At 71.7% G+C, this 15,737-nt stretch carries 17 protein-coding genes and 1 pseudogene; 9 read left to right on the plus strand and 9 right to left on the minus strand.

The window, feature by feature from the left end; all coding sequences use genetic code 11:
• Positions 1-321: 321 nt before the first annotated feature.
• Complete coding sequence (locus tag AB4Z02_RS00665; RefSeq protein WP_441968481.1) at positions 322-936, minus strand: M23 family metallopeptidase; 615 nt, start codon at positions 934-936, stop codon at positions 322-324.
• Between the two features lie 110 nt (positions 937-1,046).
• Between AB4Z02_RS00665 and AB4Z02_RS00670 the strand changes: the two genes are divergently transcribed.
• Positions 1,047-1,295, plus strand: coding sequence for a hypothetical protein (locus AB4Z02_RS00670; protein ID WP_441968483.1), 249 nt, complete (start codon positions 1,047-1,049; stop codon positions 1,293-1,295).
• Here the strand turns inward: AB4Z02_RS00670 and AB4Z02_RS00675 are convergent.
• The 3 genes from AB4Z02_RS00675 to AB4Z02_RS00685 all read right to left on the minus strand — a co-directional run bounded on the left by AB4Z02_RS00675 (position 1,261) and on the right by AB4Z02_RS00685 (position 4,016).
• The gene (locus tag AB4Z02_RS00675) at positions 1,261-2,172 is read right to left on the minus strand and encodes an NAD-dependent epimerase/dehydratase family protein (RefSeq protein ID WP_056884611.1); all 912 of its coding nucleotides are present in this window, start codon (positions 2,170-2,172) and stop codon (positions 1,261-1,263) included. The genes AB4Z02_RS00670 and AB4Z02_RS00675 overlap by 35 nt on opposite strands.
• Before the next feature lie 117 nt (positions 2,173-2,289).
• The gene (locus AB4Z02_RS00680; protein WP_056884612.1) at positions 2,290-3,078 is read right to left on the minus strand and encodes an ABC transporter permease; all 789 of its coding nucleotides are present in this window, start codon (positions 3,076-3,078) and stop codon (positions 2,290-2,292) included.
• Entirely contained in the window at positions 3,075-4,016 is a 942-nt protein-coding gene (locus tag AB4Z02_RS00685; RefSeq protein ID WP_056884613.1) for an ABC transporter ATP-binding protein, read from the minus strand. Before AB4Z02_RS00685 ends, AB4Z02_RS00680 begins: the two co-directional genes overlap by 4 nt.
• Positions 4,017-4,300: 284 nt before the next feature.
• Between AB4Z02_RS00685 and AB4Z02_RS00690 the strand changes: the two are divergent.
• Positions 4,301-4,420, plus strand: a pseudogene (locus AB4Z02_RS00690) (NAD(P)-dependent alcohol dehydrogenase); the annotation flags it as partial.
• A 7-nt stretch (positions 4,421-4,427) separates the two neighbouring features.
• Here AB4Z02_RS00690 and AB4Z02_RS00695 read toward each other — a convergent pair.
• Together AB4Z02_RS00695 and AB4Z02_RS00700 are read right to left on the minus strand one after the other, a co-directional pair.
• Complete coding sequence (locus AB4Z02_RS00695; RefSeq protein WP_441968486.1) at positions 4,428-6,005, minus strand: hypothetical protein; 1,578 nt, start codon at positions 6,003-6,005, stop codon at positions 4,428-4,430.
• A 190-nt stretch (positions 6,006-6,195) separates the two neighbouring features.
• The gene (locus AB4Z02_RS00700) at positions 6,196-7,587 is read right to left on the minus strand and encodes a glycine--tRNA ligase (RefSeq protein ID WP_441968488.1); all 1,392 of its coding nucleotides are present in this window, start codon (positions 7,585-7,587) and stop codon (positions 6,196-6,198) included.
• An 86-nt stretch (positions 7,588-7,673) separates the two neighbouring features.
• Between AB4Z02_RS00700 and AB4Z02_RS00705 the strand changes: the two genes are divergently transcribed.
• From AB4Z02_RS00705 to AB4Z02_RS00725, 5 genes are read left to right on the plus strand one after another with little or no spacing between them, the layout of a single operon-like run.
• Positions 7,674-7,958, plus strand: a complete 285-nt coding sequence (locus tag AB4Z02_RS00705; protein WP_056884617.1) for a DUF6703 family protein — start codon at positions 7,674-7,676, stop codon at positions 7,956-7,958.
• Between the two features lie 49 nt (positions 7,959-8,007).
• The gene (locus AB4Z02_RS00710) at positions 8,008-8,940 is read left to right on the plus strand and encodes a metal ABC transporter substrate-binding protein (RefSeq protein ID WP_441968491.1); all 933 of its coding nucleotides are present in this window, start codon (positions 8,008-8,010) and stop codon (positions 8,938-8,940) included.
• Positions 8,937-9,776 (plus strand): metal ABC transporter ATP-binding protein, encoded by an 840-nt coding sequence (locus tag AB4Z02_RS00715; RefSeq protein ID WP_056884823.1) that lies wholly within the window; start codon positions 8,937-8,939, stop codon positions 9,774-9,776. Before AB4Z02_RS00710 ends, AB4Z02_RS00715 begins: the two co-directional genes overlap by 4 nt.
• On the plus strand, positions 9,773-10,798 hold the full coding sequence (locus AB4Z02_RS00720; protein WP_056884618.1) for a metal ABC transporter permease: 1,026 nt from the start codon (positions 9,773-9,775) through the stop codon (positions 10,796-10,798). Before AB4Z02_RS00715 ends, AB4Z02_RS00720 begins: the two co-directional genes overlap by 4 nt.
• Positions 10,795-11,241 (plus strand): Fur family transcriptional regulator, encoded by a 447-nt coding sequence (locus AB4Z02_RS00725; protein WP_082590836.1) that lies wholly within the window; start codon positions 10,795-10,797, stop codon positions 11,239-11,241. Before AB4Z02_RS00720 ends, AB4Z02_RS00725 begins: the two co-directional genes overlap by 4 nt.
• A gap of 1 nt (position 11,242) precedes the next feature.
• Here the strand turns inward: AB4Z02_RS00725 and AB4Z02_RS00730 are convergent, their stop codons facing one another.
• Both AB4Z02_RS00730 and recO read right to left on the minus strand, forming a co-directional pair.
• On the minus strand, positions 11,243-12,025 hold the full coding sequence (locus AB4Z02_RS00730; RefSeq protein WP_056884619.1) for an isoprenyl transferase: 783 nt from the start codon (positions 12,023-12,025) through the stop codon (positions 11,243-11,245).
• Positions 12,022-12,864, minus strand: coding sequence for a DNA repair protein RecO (gene recO / locus AB4Z02_RS00735; protein ID WP_082590840.1), 843 nt, complete (start codon positions 12,862-12,864; stop codon positions 12,022-12,024). Before recO ends, AB4Z02_RS00730 begins: the two co-directional genes overlap by 4 nt.
• Positions 12,865-12,925: 61 nt before the next feature.
• Between recO and AB4Z02_RS00740 the strand changes: the two genes are divergently transcribed.
• Positions 12,926-13,414, plus strand: coding sequence for a diadenosine tetraphosphate hydrolase (locus tag AB4Z02_RS00740; RefSeq protein ID WP_441968495.1), 489 nt, complete (start codon positions 12,926-12,928; stop codon positions 13,412-13,414).
• On the opposite strand, the gene AB4Z02_RS00745 is transcribed toward AB4Z02_RS00740, so the two are convergent.
• Positions 13,371-14,984, minus strand: coding sequence for a hypothetical protein (locus tag AB4Z02_RS00745; protein WP_441968497.1), 1,614 nt, complete (start codon positions 14,982-14,984; stop codon positions 13,371-13,373). The genes AB4Z02_RS00740 and AB4Z02_RS00745 overlap by 44 nt on opposite strands.
• A 111-nt stretch (positions 14,985-15,095) precedes the next feature.
• Here AB4Z02_RS00745 and AB4Z02_RS00750 point away from each other — a divergent pair, with 111 nt between their 5' ends.
• On the plus strand, positions 15,096-15,725 hold the full coding sequence (locus AB4Z02_RS00750) for an alpha-ketoglutarate-dependent dioxygenase AlkB (protein ID WP_441968499.1): 630 nt from the start codon (positions 15,096-15,098) through the stop codon (positions 15,723-15,725).
• The last annotated feature ends 12 nt before the right edge of the window (positions 15,726-15,737 follow it).

Genomic DNA, 15,737 nt, shown 5'->3' on the forward strand with positions numbered 1-15,737 from the left:
CGCGGCGCGGTGGACGCCCGCCCGTCCGAGGGGCCTGCGGTACTGGGTCGCGCTCGCGTCGGTGGTGCTCATCGGGTCCGTGGTCACGGCTCGCTGGGGATGGGTCGCGGGCTCGCCTACCTTGCCGTCGGCATCCGCCACACGCTCATCCACCCACCGCAGCACTTCTGGAGATCCCAGCCAGGAGGCGACGACGAGTCGGGCGCGTCCACGGTCGTGTGGGCCGTCCTGGTGACGTGGTCCTCGTGGCGGCTCTGGCGCCACCTCCGCACGTCTTCGTAGCCGGACCCGGCACCGTCGCAGGACCGCCCGGCGGCCGGCCTACGCCCCGACCACCTCTCCCGTGCGCGGAAGGGAGCCCAGGAAGGTGACGCGGACCGGTCGGGCCTGCTCCACGTCGACGCGGTCGAGGGCCTGGACGTGCAGGTGTGGCTCGGTGCTGTTGCCGGAGTTGCCGCACCGACCCACCTCCTGCCCGACCCGCACCAGCTCCCCCACCCGGACGTCGACGCTGCCCTGCCGCAGGTGGCACAGGGCGACGACGGCGCCGGGACGCGTCTGGACGAGGACGTGGTTGCCCGCGAGGGCGGCCCAGCCTGCCGCCGCTCGCCGTCCCTGGGTGAGGGCATAGGTGACAGAGGGGAGCCCGCGGTGTGCCGCATGGTCCTCCTGACCGTCGTCCGCCGCGACGACCAGTCCCTCGACCGGGGCCAGAACCTCCCGGCCGAAGCCTGGAAAGCGTTGCGGCGGCTCGGTAACCACGAGCGTACGGAACCGTACGGGGGCAGACCTTCCCCCGGCGTCCACGGGCACGAAGTCGATGGCGAACGAGCTGGCGAACGCCGTGGTGCCGTGGCTGGGCACGCGGTCGGCAGGACTGTTCTGCACCAGCCACCGTCCGTGGAACGGGAACGCCAGGTCCAACGCCTCCTGCACCGCGCCTCCTCCCAGCGACCAGCACCCGTTCCGGGTATCAGCAGCCCACCACGCCACCTCCTTGACGACAAGAGGTTGGGCAACCCGCCCACCCCAGGTTGGAGGTCGTCATGCGTGACGAGTTCACAGCCCGGGTCTCGAGCCTGGCCGTCATCGTGTCAGCCCTCTCGACCCTGGGAGCAGTCATCTACCTGTCGGTGCGGGGCCAACAGGTCAACGAGTACCTCGCCGGCCTGGCGGGGCTCACCATCGGAGCGCTCCTGCCCTCCCCGCTGACGTCGGCGCGCAGCGCCCCGCCTCAGCGGCGGGCGCGCGCGCTCAGCCTCACCCCTCCAGTCGACGGTCCCCGGAGTCCGTGAGCACGTCGCGCCACGAGTGCTGGGGCTCGTACCCGAGCAGCCGGCGAGCCTTGTCGATGGAGTAGAACGTCTCGTCGGGCTCCATCTCGCGACGCACGTCGACGCCGTCGTAGAACCGGTCCACGACCTCCTGCGACGTGGCCGCCACCGACAGGTCGGCGTTGGCGACGTTGAACACCTCGTAGCCGAGTCCGTCGACCTCCAGGCAGCGCTGCACCATCTGGCCAAGGTCACGGGTGTCGATGTAGGCGAACACATTTCGTCGCCGCAGGGCCGGGTCCGCGAGGAAGTCAGGGAACTTCTCGGCGTACTCGTGCGGCTCGATGACGTTGTTGATTCGCAGGCCGTAGACGTCGGCACCGGTGCGCGCCTGGAACGACCGGGCGGTCACCTCGTTTGCCACCTTCGACATCGCGTACGAGTCCTCCGGCACCGTGGGGTGCTCCTCGTCCACCGGCACGTAGAGCGGTCGTCGCTCGCCCTGGGCGAAGCAGATCCCGTAGGTCGTCTCCGAGGACGCGAAGACCACCTTGCGCACGCCGAGCCGGGTCGCAGCCTCGAGCACGTTGTAGGTGCTCAGGACGTTGGTGGCGTACGTCCGCGCGTCGGAGGTGAGCAGGATCGCCGGCACCGCCGCGAAGTGCACCACCGCGTCGTACGCGGGCTTCTCAGGGAGCTCCAGCTCCTCGAAGGTCGCCAGCCCGGCGAGGGCCGAGTACACCTCGCCGGTGTCGGTGAGGTCGACCCTGAGGTCGGTGATGCCGGGGTGCCCGAGGGGGACGAGGTCGGCGTTGGTGACGTGGTGGCCCTGTCCGGCCAGGTATGGCGCCACGTGCTTGCCGGCCTTGCCGCTGCCTCCGGTGAAGAAGATCCTCATACCCCGATCCAAACACCTCGGCGCCGGCGGCACCTCCCGAGCGACTCGTCGTGCTGCCTGGCCGAGGCGGCGGGGCGAGGAGACGATGATCCCCCGGGGCCGTGGCGGGACGGAGGCTCAGACGCGGGCGGTGTCCCGGCCGAAGCGCCATACCGCGCCCCCGACGAACACGGCCAACCAGACGAGGACGTTCACCACGGCGGCCCAGCCCGGTGCGTCGCCGGTCAGGGGTGCGTGCACCACCTCGTTGAGGCCGTACATCGGCGTGAAGTGGGCGATCGTCCGGAACGTCGGGCTCATCTCCTCCAACGGCAGGAAGAGCCCACCGAGGAAGGCGAACAGGGCGAGGCCGGGACCGAGGATCTGCATCACGTTCTCGCTCGGCAGCAGGTAGCCCATGAAGACGCCGAACGCTGCGAAGACGAGCGACCCGACCCACACGGCGACCCCCGTGACGAGCCACACCGACGTGTCCATGTGCGCCCCGGTGAGGGCGCCGGCGGCATAGGTCACGACCACCGACAGGGCCCCGAGCAGCATGGCGACGAGCACCTTCACCGAGATGTATGCCGTGGAGCTCAGCGGCGTGAGGCGCAGCTGGCGGCTCCAGCCCTGGCTGCGTTCGACCGCGACCATCGCCCCGCCGCCGGTCGTCGACAGCATCGCCCCGTAGAGCGCCATGCTGACCATGATGAAGGCGGCGACGTTGCCGTGGCCGGCGCTCTCGTCCGAGTAGGACTTGCCCGTGCCGAACAGCAGGAAGAACAGCACCGGCATGACGACGGAGAAGATGACGGTGCGGCGGTTGCGGAGCATGCGGCGCAGCTCGAGGCGCACCAGCGTGGAGTTGAAGCTCCCGAAGCGTGGGACGGACCGCTCATTGGCGGCCAGGTCGGCGGTGGTCATGACTGTGCTCCTTCGGAGGTCAGCGAGATGAAGGCGTCCTCGAGGCCGCGAGCTGTGACCTCGAGGTCACGCGCTGCCGTGCGGGTCAGCAGGTGGCGCAGCACGGCGTCGCTGTCGGTCGAGCTCACGATGACGGAGTCGCCGCGCACCTCGACGGTCTCTACTCCCGGGATCGCCTGCAGGACAGCCTGATCGGCGTTGGGGAGGGTTGCTCGCACGGTGCGCCCCGAGACCAGCGACTTCACCTGCGCCGCGGTCCCGTCGGCGACGACCCGGCCATGGCTGACGAGGACGACGCGGTCGGCGTAGGCGTCCGCCTCCTCGAGGTAGTGCGTCGCGAAGACGACGGTGCGGCCACGGGACGCGTCCTCCCGTATCGCTGCCCAGAACTCGCGCCGGCCCCCCACGTCCATGCCGGTCGTCGGCTCGTCGAGGACGAGCAGCTCCGGGTCGGGCAGCAGGGCCATGGCGAACCGCAGCCGCTGCTGCTGGCCGCCAGAGCACTTCCCGACCCGGCGGTCGGCGATGTCGGCGATGCCCGCACGCTCGAGCACCTCGCCGACGGGACGGGTGTCGGCGAACAGGCTCGCGGTGAGCCGCAGCGTCTCCTCGACGGTCAGGTCCTTGAGCAGGCCACCGGTCTGCATCACGGCAGCGACCAGGCCGCGGCGGACCGCGTGCCCCGGCTCCAGGCCGTGGACTCGGACGGACCCCTCGTCGGGCCGGGACAGGCCGAGCAACATGTCGACGGTGGTGGTCTTGCCGGCGCCGTTGGGGCCGAGGAAGGCCACCACCTCACCGGGAGCGATGGTCAGGTCGATGCCGCGGACGGCGCGGACGGCGCCGAAGCTCTTGGTGAGCCCCACGAGCTCGATCGCGGGAAGGGTGTCGGCGACGGCTCCCCCGGTGGGCCGGCGCAGGGTACGGGTCTGGGTCATGGCAGGAGCCTGCCGGACCGGACAGGCGTGAACCTGCGACGGGCGTCACGAGATCACCATGACGTCTGTCAGGTTCCGTTCAGGTTCCGGGTCTGTTGCCGCGCCACGCCCCGGCTCGGACAACAAGCCATGGCCCGGCGAAGGCTGGCCGACATCCTGGCCCTGTGCCTCGCGGTCCTGTACGTCGCCGCGGGCGTGGCGGAGACGGTTCGTGCGTCGTGACGGGAGATGGAGGAGTGCCGTTCTGGCTCGGGACCCTCGTCGGTGGCGGGACGCTGATCCTGCACGGCATCGGCGCCGAGGTCGAGGTCATCTCGGCGGACCAGGTCAACGAGGCCTACCAGCGCGTCCTCGCCTCCGACGTCCGCTACCGCTTCGTCATCGACACGGCCACCCTGGCCTGAGCAACACCTAGCCCCGGCTGCCGACGGCGAGGGCGACGGCGTGCGGGTAGTCGACGCCGCCGCCCTCGTCGAGCCGGGTGACGTCGTAGACCCGACCCGTCTCCACGTTCCAGGCCAGGACCCACGACCCGTCGTAGCCGCTGGACCGGAACAGCACGGTCGACGGGTCGGCCCACGCCAGCACGGTGCAGCACTCCTTCACCCGTCCGGTCCGGCCGTCGGGCGACTCGGGTGCCAGCAGCACCCGCCCGGCGCGCGCGTCCTGGTCGACGGCGACGAGCCCCTGGTAGATCGGGCCGTTGCCGCGCACGATCACCGGTGAGGTGACGTCCTGGTCGAAGTACGCGCCGCTGGCTGCCCAGCGGCCCGCGGTGACGGTCTCGCCGGCCAGCTCCGTGACGGGTACGGCGACGCCTCGCGTCAGCGCCACAGGCACGGCGCTGCGCGCGGCCGTCGGTGACGGCTGGGACAGGTCGAGGCTCCACGCCTCCCCCGCCGTGCGCGCAACCACCGTGCTCCCGGCGCGCCAGCCGGCCACGAGCAGGTCCGGTGCCGGCACGGCATACCGGTCGACCGCGCCGGTGCGCAGGTCGAGCCGCACGACCGCACGGGGTTGGGCGAACACCACGTACCGGCCGTCGGCGCTGATCGCCTTCGCCCCCAACGGTTCTCCCTCGTTGCCGCCGGAGTCGCGCGTCGGCAGCAGGTCGAGGGTGTCGACGAGGACCTGCGTGCGGTCCGCGGGCACCAGCACGGCGCGGTAGTGCGTGCCCGCCCTGCGCAGGTAGACCGCGACCACGGAGCCCGGCGGGGAGGAGAGCGTCGACAGGCGCACCGTTCTCCCCTCGGGGTCGATGGCCGACGGCAGTCCTGCGTCGAAGTCGGGCAGGCCATCCTCCTCGCCCTCCAGCGGCATCGCGGCATACATCGTGCCGTCCGGAAGACGTTGCAGCGCAGGCTTGCTCGTCGTCGTGGTGGGTGACGGAGCAGGCACGGGCCCGACACGTCCCGCACCCTGGGCGACCGCCACCACCACCCCCACCGCTGCGAGACCCGCGACCGTGGAGGCGACCCGTCGTCGCCGCAGTCGACGGCCGGCGAGCGCTGCGTCCCAGGCGCGCTGGGCCAGGTCGACCTCGTCCACACCGCCGCTCGCGTCGTCCAGCAGCTCGGTCACGTCGTGGGCCGGGTACAGCTCGTGCAGCCGGGTGACCGCCGCCGAGGTCTCGCGCGCCACCTCAGGGACCGTGCCCCCGAGCACCTCCGCCACCTGCGGCTCGCTGCGCTCCTCGAAGTACCGCAGGACCAGCAGCGCCCGGTGCCCGGGCGTCAGCGCGGCCAGCACCCCGTGGGCGTCGACGCGACCACCCCGGGAGGAGACTGCGTCGCGGTAGAGGAGCCGGCGGACGGCGAGGTCCGGCTCGTCCCGCATCCGGTGCCAGCGCCCCGCAGCCGTGGCGAGGGCCTGCTCGAGGACCTCCTCGGCACGCGGGCCGTTGCCGCAGACCAGGTTGGCGGCACGGAGCAGCTGGTGCTGACGGGCCCGGACGTACCGGGCGAAGTCGGCGTCCACCTCGCGCTGCACGACACCTCCCTGGGGCTCCGGTGCGCCCACGACATCGAGGCGCCACCGGGGTTCGTCACCCCATTGACCCACGGATGGGTCAGGGCGCGCCGCGACTCAGCCCACAAGAGTGCGCCCTGCCCATGAAACTTCGTGGGCAGGGCGCAGTGAAGTGGGCAGAGCGGGGTCGAGCGGCCGCCGGGTCCGGACGTCAGCAGCCGAGCAGGCGCGACCCGAGGTACCCCTCGACCTGGTCGAGGGCGACCCGCTCCTGCGCCATGGTGTCGCGCTCACGGATGGTCACCGCCTGGTCGTCGAGGGTGTCGAAGTCGACCGTGATGCAGAAGGGCGTGCCGATCTCGTCCTGGCGGCGGTAGCGGCGGCCGATGGCGCCCGCGTCGTCGAAGTCGATGTTCCAGTGCTGGCGCAGCGTGGCCGCGAGGTCGCGTGCCTTGGGCGACAGGTCGGCGTTGCGCGACAGCGGCAGGACGGCGGCCTTGACCGGCGCCAGCCGCTTGTCGAGCTTGAGCACGACGCGCTTGTCGACGCCGCCCTTGGTGTTGGGGGCCTCGTCCTCGGTGTAGGCGTCGACGAGGAACGTCATGAGCGAGCGCGACAGGCCGGCCGCCGGCTCGATGACGTAGGGCGTGTACTTCTCCCCGCTGGCCTGGTCGAAGTAGACGAGGTCGGTGCCCGAGTGCTGGCTGTGGGTCTTGAGGTCGAAGTCGGTGCGGTTGGCGATGCCCTCGAGCTCGCCCCACTCGCTGCCGGCGAAGTTGAAGCGGTACTCGATGTCGACGGTGCGCTTGGAGTAGTGGCTCAGCTTCTCCTGGGCGTGCTCGTAGTGGCGCAGGTTGTCGGGGTTGATGCCGAGGTCGGTGTACCAGCGCGTGCGCTCGTCGATCCAGTACTGGTGCCACTCCTCGTCCTCGCCCGGCTTGACGAAGAACTCCATCTCCATCTGCTCGAACTCGCGGGTGCGGAAGATGAAGTTGCCCGGGGTGATCTCGTTGCGGAAGCTCTTGCCGGTCTGGGCGATGCCGAACGGCGGCTTCTTGCGCGCTGACTGCATGACGTTGAGGAAGTTGAGGAAGATGCCCTGGGCGGTCTCGGGGCGCAGGTAGTGCAGCCCCGACTCGTCCTCGACGACACCGAGGTGGGTCTTGAGCAGGCCGGAGAACTGGCGCGGCTCGGTCCACTGGCCTCGGGTGCCGCAGTTGGTGCAGGCGATGTCGACGAGCTTGACCTCGTCGGGGTCGGCGATGCCCTTCTTCTCGGCGACGGCCTCCTGCAGGTGGTCGGCGCGGAAGCGCTTGTGGCACGACAGGCACTCGACCAGCGGGTCGGAGAAGGTCGCGACGTGGCCCGAGGCCTCCCATGTCTGGCGCGGCAGGATCACCGACGAGTCGAGCCCGACCACGTCGTCACGGCCGGTGACGGTCGACTTCCACCACTGCCGCTTGATGTTCTCCTTGAGCTCCACACCCAGCGGGCCGTAGTCCCAGGCGGACCTCGTGCCGCCGTAGATCTCGCCGCACGGGAACACGAACCCGCGGCGCTTGCAGAGGGAGACGACGGTGTCGACGGTGGAGGGTGCGGCCATGCGGAGAAGGTTACTGTGCGGTCGCCGCAGCCTCGACGGGGTATGGCGCGCGAGCCACCCCAGGCCCACCATCTAGGGTTTGGCGCGTGTCCTCCCTGCGTGAGTCCATCCAGCGAGCCAGCCTGCCCGCCCTCCAGCGGCTGAACGCGCTCCCCCGGCCGGTCCCCTTCCTCGCCATCCTGGCTCTGATGGTCGCCGGCCTGTTCGTGCCGGGGTGGGGCTGGGTCCTGCTGCTCCTCGTCGTGCTGTTCCTGCTCTGGACCCTTTACCTGTCGTGGCCCGTCCTCGAGCCGGTGCCCCGCCTCATGCGCGCCACCATCCTGCTGATGGCCGTGGCGATCACGATCACGCAGGCCTTCCCCCGGAGCTGACCCGGGACGGTTTTGACAATGGTTCTCATCTCAGTTGAGAATCATGATCATGTCACCCCGCCGTCTGCTCGGCCCAGCCGCCGCTCTGGTCGCCCTGGTCCTCACCAGCGCGTGCGGTAGCGGACTCGGTGGAAGCGCGGACTCCGGCAAGGTCACCGTCGCGGCCGCGTTCTACCCCCTCGAGTACGCCGTGAGCCAGGTCGGCGGGGACCTCGTCGAGGTGCAGTCCCTCACCAAGCCCGGCGCGGAGCCGCACGACCTCGAGCTCAACCCCCGTCAGGTCGCCCACGTCGCCCTGGCCGACCTGGTCGTCTACGAGAAGGGCTTCCAGCCTGCCGTCGACGACGCCGTGCGCAGCGAGGCCAGGCACACCGCGCTCGACGTCTCTGCCGCCGCCCGACTCGACCTCACCGCCGCGGACGAGACCGAGTCGGCCCACGCGCAGCACGACGACCATGCGGCGAAGGACCCCCACTTCTGGCTCGACCCGCTGCGCTACGCCGACGTCGGGGACGCGATCGGCGCGGAGCTTGGCCGGCGTGACCCGGCGCACGCAGCGGAGTACACCTCCAACGCCAAGGCGTTCCGCGCCACCATGACGACACTCGACCGGCAGTTCCGGAGCGGGCTGGAGCAGTGCAGGGTCAAGGACCTGGTCACCGCGCACGCCGCGTTCGGCTACCTCGCGCGGGCCTACGGGCTGACCCAGCAGAGCATCACCGGGCTCACGCCGGACGCCGAACCCAGCCCGGCCGCGCTGGCGGACATCACCGACCGCATCCGGCGCAGCGGCGCCACGACGGTCTACGCCGAGACCCTCGTCAGCGAGGACGTCGCCAGGACCCTGGCCCGCGAGACCGGTGCGAGACTGGCGGTGCTCGACCCCCTCGAGGGCATCACCACCGCATCCGCCGGTCGCGACTACCCCAGCGTCATGCGGGCCAACCTCGCCACCCTCGAAGCAGGACAGGAGTGTTCGTGACCACCACAGCACCCGCCGGGACGCCCGTCCTCGAGCTCGACCGCGCGTCCTTCGGCTACGCCGACCAGGCCGTCATCCAGGGCGCCGACCTCACCGTCCGCGCCGGCGAGGTCGTCGCGGTGCTCGGGCCCAACGGCTCGGGCAAGTCGACGCTCGTGCGGGGGATGCTCGGGCTCAACGACCGGCTCGGCGGCGAGGTGAGGCTGTTCGGCACGCCGCGCGAGTCCTTCCACGAGCACGCACGGCTCGGCTACGTGCCCCAGCGGCACACGCTCTCCGCCTCGGTGCGGGCCACGGTCGAGGAGATCGTCGCCGTCGGACGGCTCCCCCACCAGCGGTGGTGGTGGCCGGTGCGCCGTACGCCGCGGGACCAGGAGGTCATCGACCGCGCCCTTGAGGTGGTCGGGCTGTCCGACCGCGCCGCCGCCGACGTCTCCACGCTGTCGGGCGGCCAGCAGCGGAGGGTGCTCATCGCCCGCGCCCTCGCCTCGGAGCCCGACGTCCTGCTCATGGACGAGCCCACGGCCGGCGTCGACGCCGCCAACCAGCACGTGCTGTCGACGGTCCTCGCCCGCCTGCGCCGGCGCGGGACGACCATGGTCATCGTCACGCACGAGCTGACCGCTCTGGCGGGCATCGTCTCGCGCATCGTCCTCGTCCAGGGAGGCAGGATCGCGTTCGACGGCACGCCGGACGAGTTTGCCACGCGCACAGGGCAGTTCGTGCCAGACCACCACGACCACCACGAGCACGACCACGACGAGGTCGCGCCCAGGACCCGCGTGCAGGGCACGCCGGCGTCCGGCCCGCTCGACCCGAGGGGAGGCATCCGGTGACTGAGCTCCTCTCCCTCGACTTCATGCGCCAGGCGCTGCTCGCGGCCCTGCTCGTCGGCATCGCCGCGCCGCTGGTGGGCGTGTTCCTCGTGCAGCGGCGGCTGTCGCTGATCGGCGACGGCATGGGGCACGTCGCCCTCGCCGGTGTGGCCGTCGGCCTGCTCACCGGGCAGGCGCCCGTGCTCACGGCCCTGCTCGCCGCGGTGGCCGCCGCCATCGCGATCGAGGTGATCCGCGGCCGGGGCCGCACCAGCGGCGACATCGCCCTGGCCGTGATGTTCTACGGCGGCATCGCCGCCGGTGTCGTCATCATCGCCAAGTCGCCGAGCAGCAGCCCTGCCAACCTCACGGCATACCTCTTCGGGGCGATCACCACCGCGGACCAGAAGGACCTGTGGGTGTTCGCCGGGCTCGCCCTCGTGGTGCTGCTGGCGACCTGGTTGCTGCGGCCCTGGCTGTTCGCGGTGGCCAACGACGAGGAGTACGCCCGCGCCAGCGGCCTCCCGGTCACCGGCCTCAACATCGCCCTGGCGGTGCTGACCGCCGTCACCGTCGTCGTCTCGATGCGGGTGGTAGGCCTGCTGCTCATCAGCGCCCTGATGATCATCCCCAACGCCACGGCCCAGCTGCTCGGGCGCAGCTTCCGGGCCTCGGTGCGCTGGGCCGTCCTGGTCGGCGTCGTCTCCAGCGTGGGCGGTGTCGTCGCGTCGTTCTACGCCGAGACCCCGTCCGGCGGCACCATCGTCCTGCTGGCCATCGGCTTCTTCGTGGTCGTCGCAAGCCTGAGCGGAGCGGTCGCCACCGCGCGGGCGGCCCGCCACCGCCGGGCCGAGCGCCACGACCACGAGCACGGACCGGGTTGCGGCCACGCGGCTGTCGCCCACGACGACCACCTCGACTACGTCCACGACGGCCACCTGCACGCGCCCCACGAGGGGCACTACGACGAGCACGCCCCCGGCGGCCACACCCACGGCGAGCCGACCGGCGGCACCACCCCGAAGGAGACGGCACCGCGATGACCGGAGTCCAGGACCGCACCGCGAGCGCGACCAACCGCTCGGCCACCGAGGCGGTGGACGTTCCTCGCCGTCCCACCCGCCAGCGGGCCGCGGTGGCTGCGCTGCTCGCCGGCACGGGCGAGTTCCGCTCGGCCCAGGAGCTGCACGCGCTGCTGCGCGCGGGCGGCGACAAGGTCGGCCTCGCCACCGTCTACCGCAACCTTCAGGCCATGGCCGCCGACGGCGAGATCGACATGCTGCGCACCGACGACGGCGAGGCCGTCTACCGGGCCTGCTCGACCGGCCACCACCACCACCTGGTGTGCCGCGACTGCGGTCGCACCGTCGAGGTCGAGGGCCCCACCGTCGAGGCCTGGGCGACCAGGGTCAGCGCCGAGCACGGCTTCACCGACGTCCACCACACCCTGGAGATCTTCGGCACCTGCGCCGGCTGCGCCCGCTGACTCAGCCCGTCGGCAGGTCAACTGCGCCGCCGTAGCGGCGGTCGCGCTCGGCATACGTCTGGATGGCCTGCCACAGGTGTCGACGGTCGTAGTCGGGCCACAGCGTGTCCTGGAAGACCATCTCGGCGTAGGCGCTCTGCCACAGCAGGAAGTTGCTGGTGCGCTGCTCCCCCGAGCTCCGCACGAACAGGTCGACGTCGGGCATGTCCGCCTCGGGCAGGTGGCGGGCGATGGTCTTCTCGTCGATCGAGCCCGGCTTGAGCTTGCCGCGCTGCACCTGCTCGGCGATGCGCTGCACGGCGTCGGCGATCTCGGCGCGGCCGCCGTAGTTGACGCAGAAGTACAGCGTCAGCCCGGTGTTGTCCCTGGTCAGCTCCTGCGCCGTCTCGAGCTCCTTGATGACCGAGCCCCACAGCCGGGGGCGCCGCCCGACCCAGCGCATGCGCACGCCCCACTCGTGGAGCTGGTCGCGGCGGCGGCGGATGACGTCACGGTTGAACCCCATGAGGAAGCGCACCTCGTCGGGACTGCGCTTCCAGTTCTCCGTCGAGAACGCGTAGGCCGACAGGTGCGTCACGCCGATCTCGATGGCCCCGGCGACGACGTCGAGGAGGGCCGCCTCCCCAGCCTCGTGGCCCTTGGTGCGCGGAAGGCCTCGCTGGTTGGCCCAGCGGCCGTTGCCGTCCATGACCACCGCCACGTGTCGCGGCACGAGCTCCTTGGGGAGAGAAGGAGGTTGGGCTCCGCTCGGATGCGGGAAGGGCTTGGCGTATCCAGCGCTCACGCCTGGGCCGCCTGGGCTGCGGCGTGCGCCTGGTCGACCTTCTCCACCGCCGCGATCAGCGGCACGGCCGACCACGTCACGCGGGAGTCCACCTGGGTCGGGGCGTCGGGGTCTCGTCGGTCCACGAGGCGCAACGATCGCACACCCCGTTCCAGGTGCCACTGGAGGAAGGCGCTGGCCAGGGTGCTCCCCTCGCGGCGGTGGCGTCCACTCGAGGCGTCGGCCACGGACCAGTCACCGGCGAGCAGCGCCGCCAGCAGCGACAACGTCTCCGGGGCCGGGGCCGCCGAGCCCGGTGGGCGGCAGGCCGAGCACACGGTGCCGCCCGCGGCGAGGTTGAAGGCGCGGTGCGGGCCGTGGGCACCGCAGCGCGCACAGTCGTGGAAGCTCGGTGCCCAGCCGGCGACGGCCAGGGCCCGCAGCAGGTAGGCGTCGAGGACCAGGCCCGGGTCGTGCAGACCTTCGGCCATCGAGCGCAGGGCCCCTTGGAGCAGGAGGTACTGCTGGACGTTCGGCTCGCGCTCCTCGGTGAGCCGGTCCGCCGTCTCGAGCATGGCCGCCGCGGCCGTGTAGGTCGTGTAGTCGCGGGCCAGGACGTCGCCCCAGGAGGCGAGCGACTCCGCCTGGGTGACGGTGTCGAGCGTGCGGCCCTCGAAGCACTGGACGTCGACCCACATGGCCGGCTCCAGCCGCGCCCCGAACCGGCTCTTCGTGCGCCGTACGCCCTTGCCCACCACGCGCACCTTGCCCAGCCCCCGCGTGAGCAGGGTGACGATGCGGTCGGCCTCGCCCAGCTTCTGGGTGCGCAGGACGATGCCTTCGTCGCGGTACAGGGGCATGACGCCATTCTCCCCCACAGCGGGGCTGCGGCCGGGAGGCGGTGCCGTAGGGTCGCCGGCCATGGGCGACTGGAGGCAGGACCGGGTGGGGGCGGCACTGCGCGGGGAGAACCCCACGGTGCTGCGACGGCTCCGCGCCGGGTTCGCGGTGATCGGCGACGTGCAGTTCCTGCCCGGGTACTGCGTGCTCGTCACCGACACCCCCGGCGCAGACCGGCTGACGGACCTGCCCCGGTCCCGCCGCCTGGAGTTCCTGGCCGACATGGAGCTGCTCGGTGAGGCGGTGCAGACGGTGTGCGCCCGTCGCGACCCGGCGTTCCGGCGCATCAACCTGGAGATCCAGGGCAACCACGACGCGTTCCTGCACGCCCACGTCTGGCCGCGCTACGAGTGGGAGGGCCCCGACCACGCCTGGCGCCCGGTGGCCCTGCACCCGATCGAGCGGTGGCGCGAGCCCGCGACCGACACCGTGCTCGGCCCCCAGCACGACGAGCTGCGACGCGAGCTCACAGCCGAGGTCGACCGGCTGAGCGCGAGCGCACGCGACTGAGGGCCAGCCGAGCCGGTTGCACCAGGCCGTTGCGGCCGCCAGGGGCGACCGCCGCGGCGAGCGCCACGGACACCGGCGCGTAGACGAGCAGGTAGCGCGACCGCCCCTGGAACACCAGCGTGAACAGGATGATCGCGAACACCGACGCCACGACGAGCGCCACGTCGCGACGGTAGGGGCGCACCAGCAGCCCCAGCCCGGCGGCCAGGAGCACGACCAGCCACAGTCCCTGGGTGAGCCCGGCCCGGAGCGCGTAGTGGGTGCCCTGGGGGTGGCTCCACGACACGATCCACGGAGTCAGGGGCCCGTGTCGAGGCACCGGTGTCGTTGCGTCACTGCCCTCGCCCCAGGCCCAGAACATGCCGTCGCCGAGGTTCCAGGTGACCTTGTTGGCGGCGAACGTGGCGTACCCCGTCGGCCCGAGCTCGTGCAGTCGCTGCCGCAGCGCCTGGTCGGACCAGCGCACCAGCTCGGCGTGGTCGAGGTGGACGGTCCTGGCCACCATGGTCGCGTTGTACGCGCCATACCGCTTGGTGTTGCCCTGGGTGGGCGTCATGCCCATGGCCACCCACCAGGACAGCGGTGGCGTCCGGCTCGTGTCCACCCGCGTCAGGTCGAGGCCCGATGCCTTGGACAGGGCCGCATCGGCTCCCGCCGACGCGCCGAGGAACACCCCCGCCGCCACGAGCACCACGGCACCGGCGGCAGCCGCGCGACGCGGCCGGCGCAGGAGGCTGGCCACGACCACGACGCCCAGCGCCAGCACCCCCGCCATCGTCGCCACCGGAGTCGTCTTGAGCACGAACCCCACCGCCAGCGCGGCGACGGCGGCGACGCCCAGGGCCACGCCCGCCACCCGCGAGGACCGGGTGGCGGCGGTGAGGGCCAGTGCGGTGGCGAGGATGGGCCACGGCAGCGTCACGATGTCGGTGTAGGGCACGGTCACCCAGGGGGACAGGGCGACCAGGGCGATCCCCGCGACCTGCGCGACGAGGCCGGATGGCGCACTGCGTACCCGGCGCACCACGACGTACAGGCTCTGGAGCGACACCCCGACGCACGCGGCGTTGACCAGCGCGAAGACGGTCCGCTGGTCCCAGCCCAGCAGCCCCTTCAGCTCCCAGCTCATCCGCGAGATGGCGGCGAAGGGGATCTGGTTGGGGTAGCGCGAGAGGTAGCGGTAGTAGAAGAGCGGTGCCGGGCCCTGGGCGAGGCGGCTGCCGAGGTTGGACATCGCCTTGGCGTCCCAGCCCACCGGATAGACGAGGTTGAGCGCCACCACGAGGCACGCGGCAGTCCCGAGCAGGGTGAGGAACCACGACACCCGGCCCGCCCGCCGCGCCAGCCAGCGCAACGGCCGGGAGGCCGCCAACCGCCGTCTGCCGGCGACCAGCGTCAGCCACAGACCCGCGAACGCCCCGAACCCGACCCAGACCCAGACGTGGTCGTAGGGGATGTTGGGCTCACGGGGCACGAACAGGGCCACGACGACGGCCGCCAGCAGCACCGCGCCGAGGACCCGGAAGACGCCTGTGCCCACGGCTCTCTCGAAGCGGTTCGGTGCGCGCACGGAGATCGCCTCCTCCCTCGACCACTCGAGCGTAGGCCTCTGACCTGAGGAAATGCCAAGGACGCCCTCCATCACTAGAACAGGTGTTCGAACGTGGGTTACACTCCGGGCATGGGCATGGCACTCCAGGGCTCGCTCCTCGACACCGCCGACGAGATCGAGCTGCACGGCCTCGACCACCGGCTCACCCGCACGCAGCTGAGCCGCGGCGCCTGGGTCGACTACCGACCGGGTTGGCTCACCGGCGCCGAGCAGCTGTTCGACGCCCTCCACCACGAGGTGCCGTGGCACGCCGAGAAGCGTGAGATGTACGAGCGCGTCGTCGACGTCCCCCGGCTCCTCAAGTTCTACGGGGAGGGCGAGGCACTCCCCCACCCCGTCCTCGACCAGGCGCGCGACGAGCTGAGCCGCTGGTACGCGAACGAGCTCGGCGAGCCGTTCGTCAGCGCGGGCATGTGCCTCTACCGCGACGGCCGCGACTCGGTTGCGTGGCACGGGGACCGCATCGGCCGGTCGAAGGACCTCGACACGATGGTGGCCATCCTGTCGATCGGGTCCGCCAGGCCCCTGATGCTGCGGCCCCGCGGTGGTGGCGAGTCGATCGGCTTCTCCCTCGGGCACGGTGACCTGGTCGTCATGGGCGGCTCCTGCCAGCGCACCTGGGACCACTGCATCCCCAAGTCGACCAAGGCCGTGGGCCCGCGCATCTCCATCCAGTTCCGGCCGCAGGGTGTGCGCTGAGCGGTCCCTCGT

The sequence above is a fragment of the Pedococcus sp. 2YAF34 genome (genome assembly GCF_052114585.1).
GTDB lineage: Bacteria > Actinomycetota > Actinomycetes > Actinomycetales > Dermatophilaceae > Pedococcus.

Coding starts and splice junctions, on each gene's coding strand:
- AB4Z02_RS00670 (WP_441968483.1), top strand. CDS start 1,047: ATGCGTGACGAGTTCACAGCCCGGGTCTCGAGCCTGGCCGTCATCGTG.
- AB4Z02_RS00675 (WP_056884611.1), bottom strand. CDS start 2,172: ATGAGGATCTTCTTCACCGGAGGCAGCGGCAAGGCCGGCAAGCACGTG.
- AB4Z02_RS00680 (WP_056884612.1), bottom strand. CDS start 3,078: ATGACCACCGCCGACCTGGCCGCCAATGAGCGGTCCGTCCCACGCTTC.
- AB4Z02_RS00685 (WP_056884613.1), bottom strand. CDS start 4,016: ATGACCCAGACCCGTACCCTGCGCCGGCCCACCGGGGGAGCCGTCGCC.
- AB4Z02_RS00700 (WP_441968488.1), bottom strand. CDS start 7,587: ATGGCCGCACCCTCCACCGTCGACACCGTCGTCTCCCTCTGCAAGCGC.
- AB4Z02_RS00710 (WP_441968491.1), top strand. CDS start 8,008: ATGTCACCCCGCCGTCTGCTCGGCCCAGCCGCCGCTCTGGTCGCCCTG.
- AB4Z02_RS00725 (WP_082590836.1), top strand. CDS start 10,795: ATGACCGGAGTCCAGGACCGCACCGCGAGCGCGACCAACCGCTCGGCC.
- recO (WP_082590840.1), bottom strand. CDS start 12,864: ATGCCCCTGTACCGCGACGAAGGCATCGTCCTGCGCACCCAGAAGCTG.
- AB4Z02_RS00740 (WP_441968495.1), top strand. CDS start 12,926: ATGGGCGACTGGAGGCAGGACCGGGTGGGGGCGGCACTGCGCGGGGAG.
- AB4Z02_RS00750 (WP_441968499.1), top strand. CDS start 15,096: ATGGGCATGGCACTCCAGGGCTCGCTCCTCGACACCGCCGACGAGATC.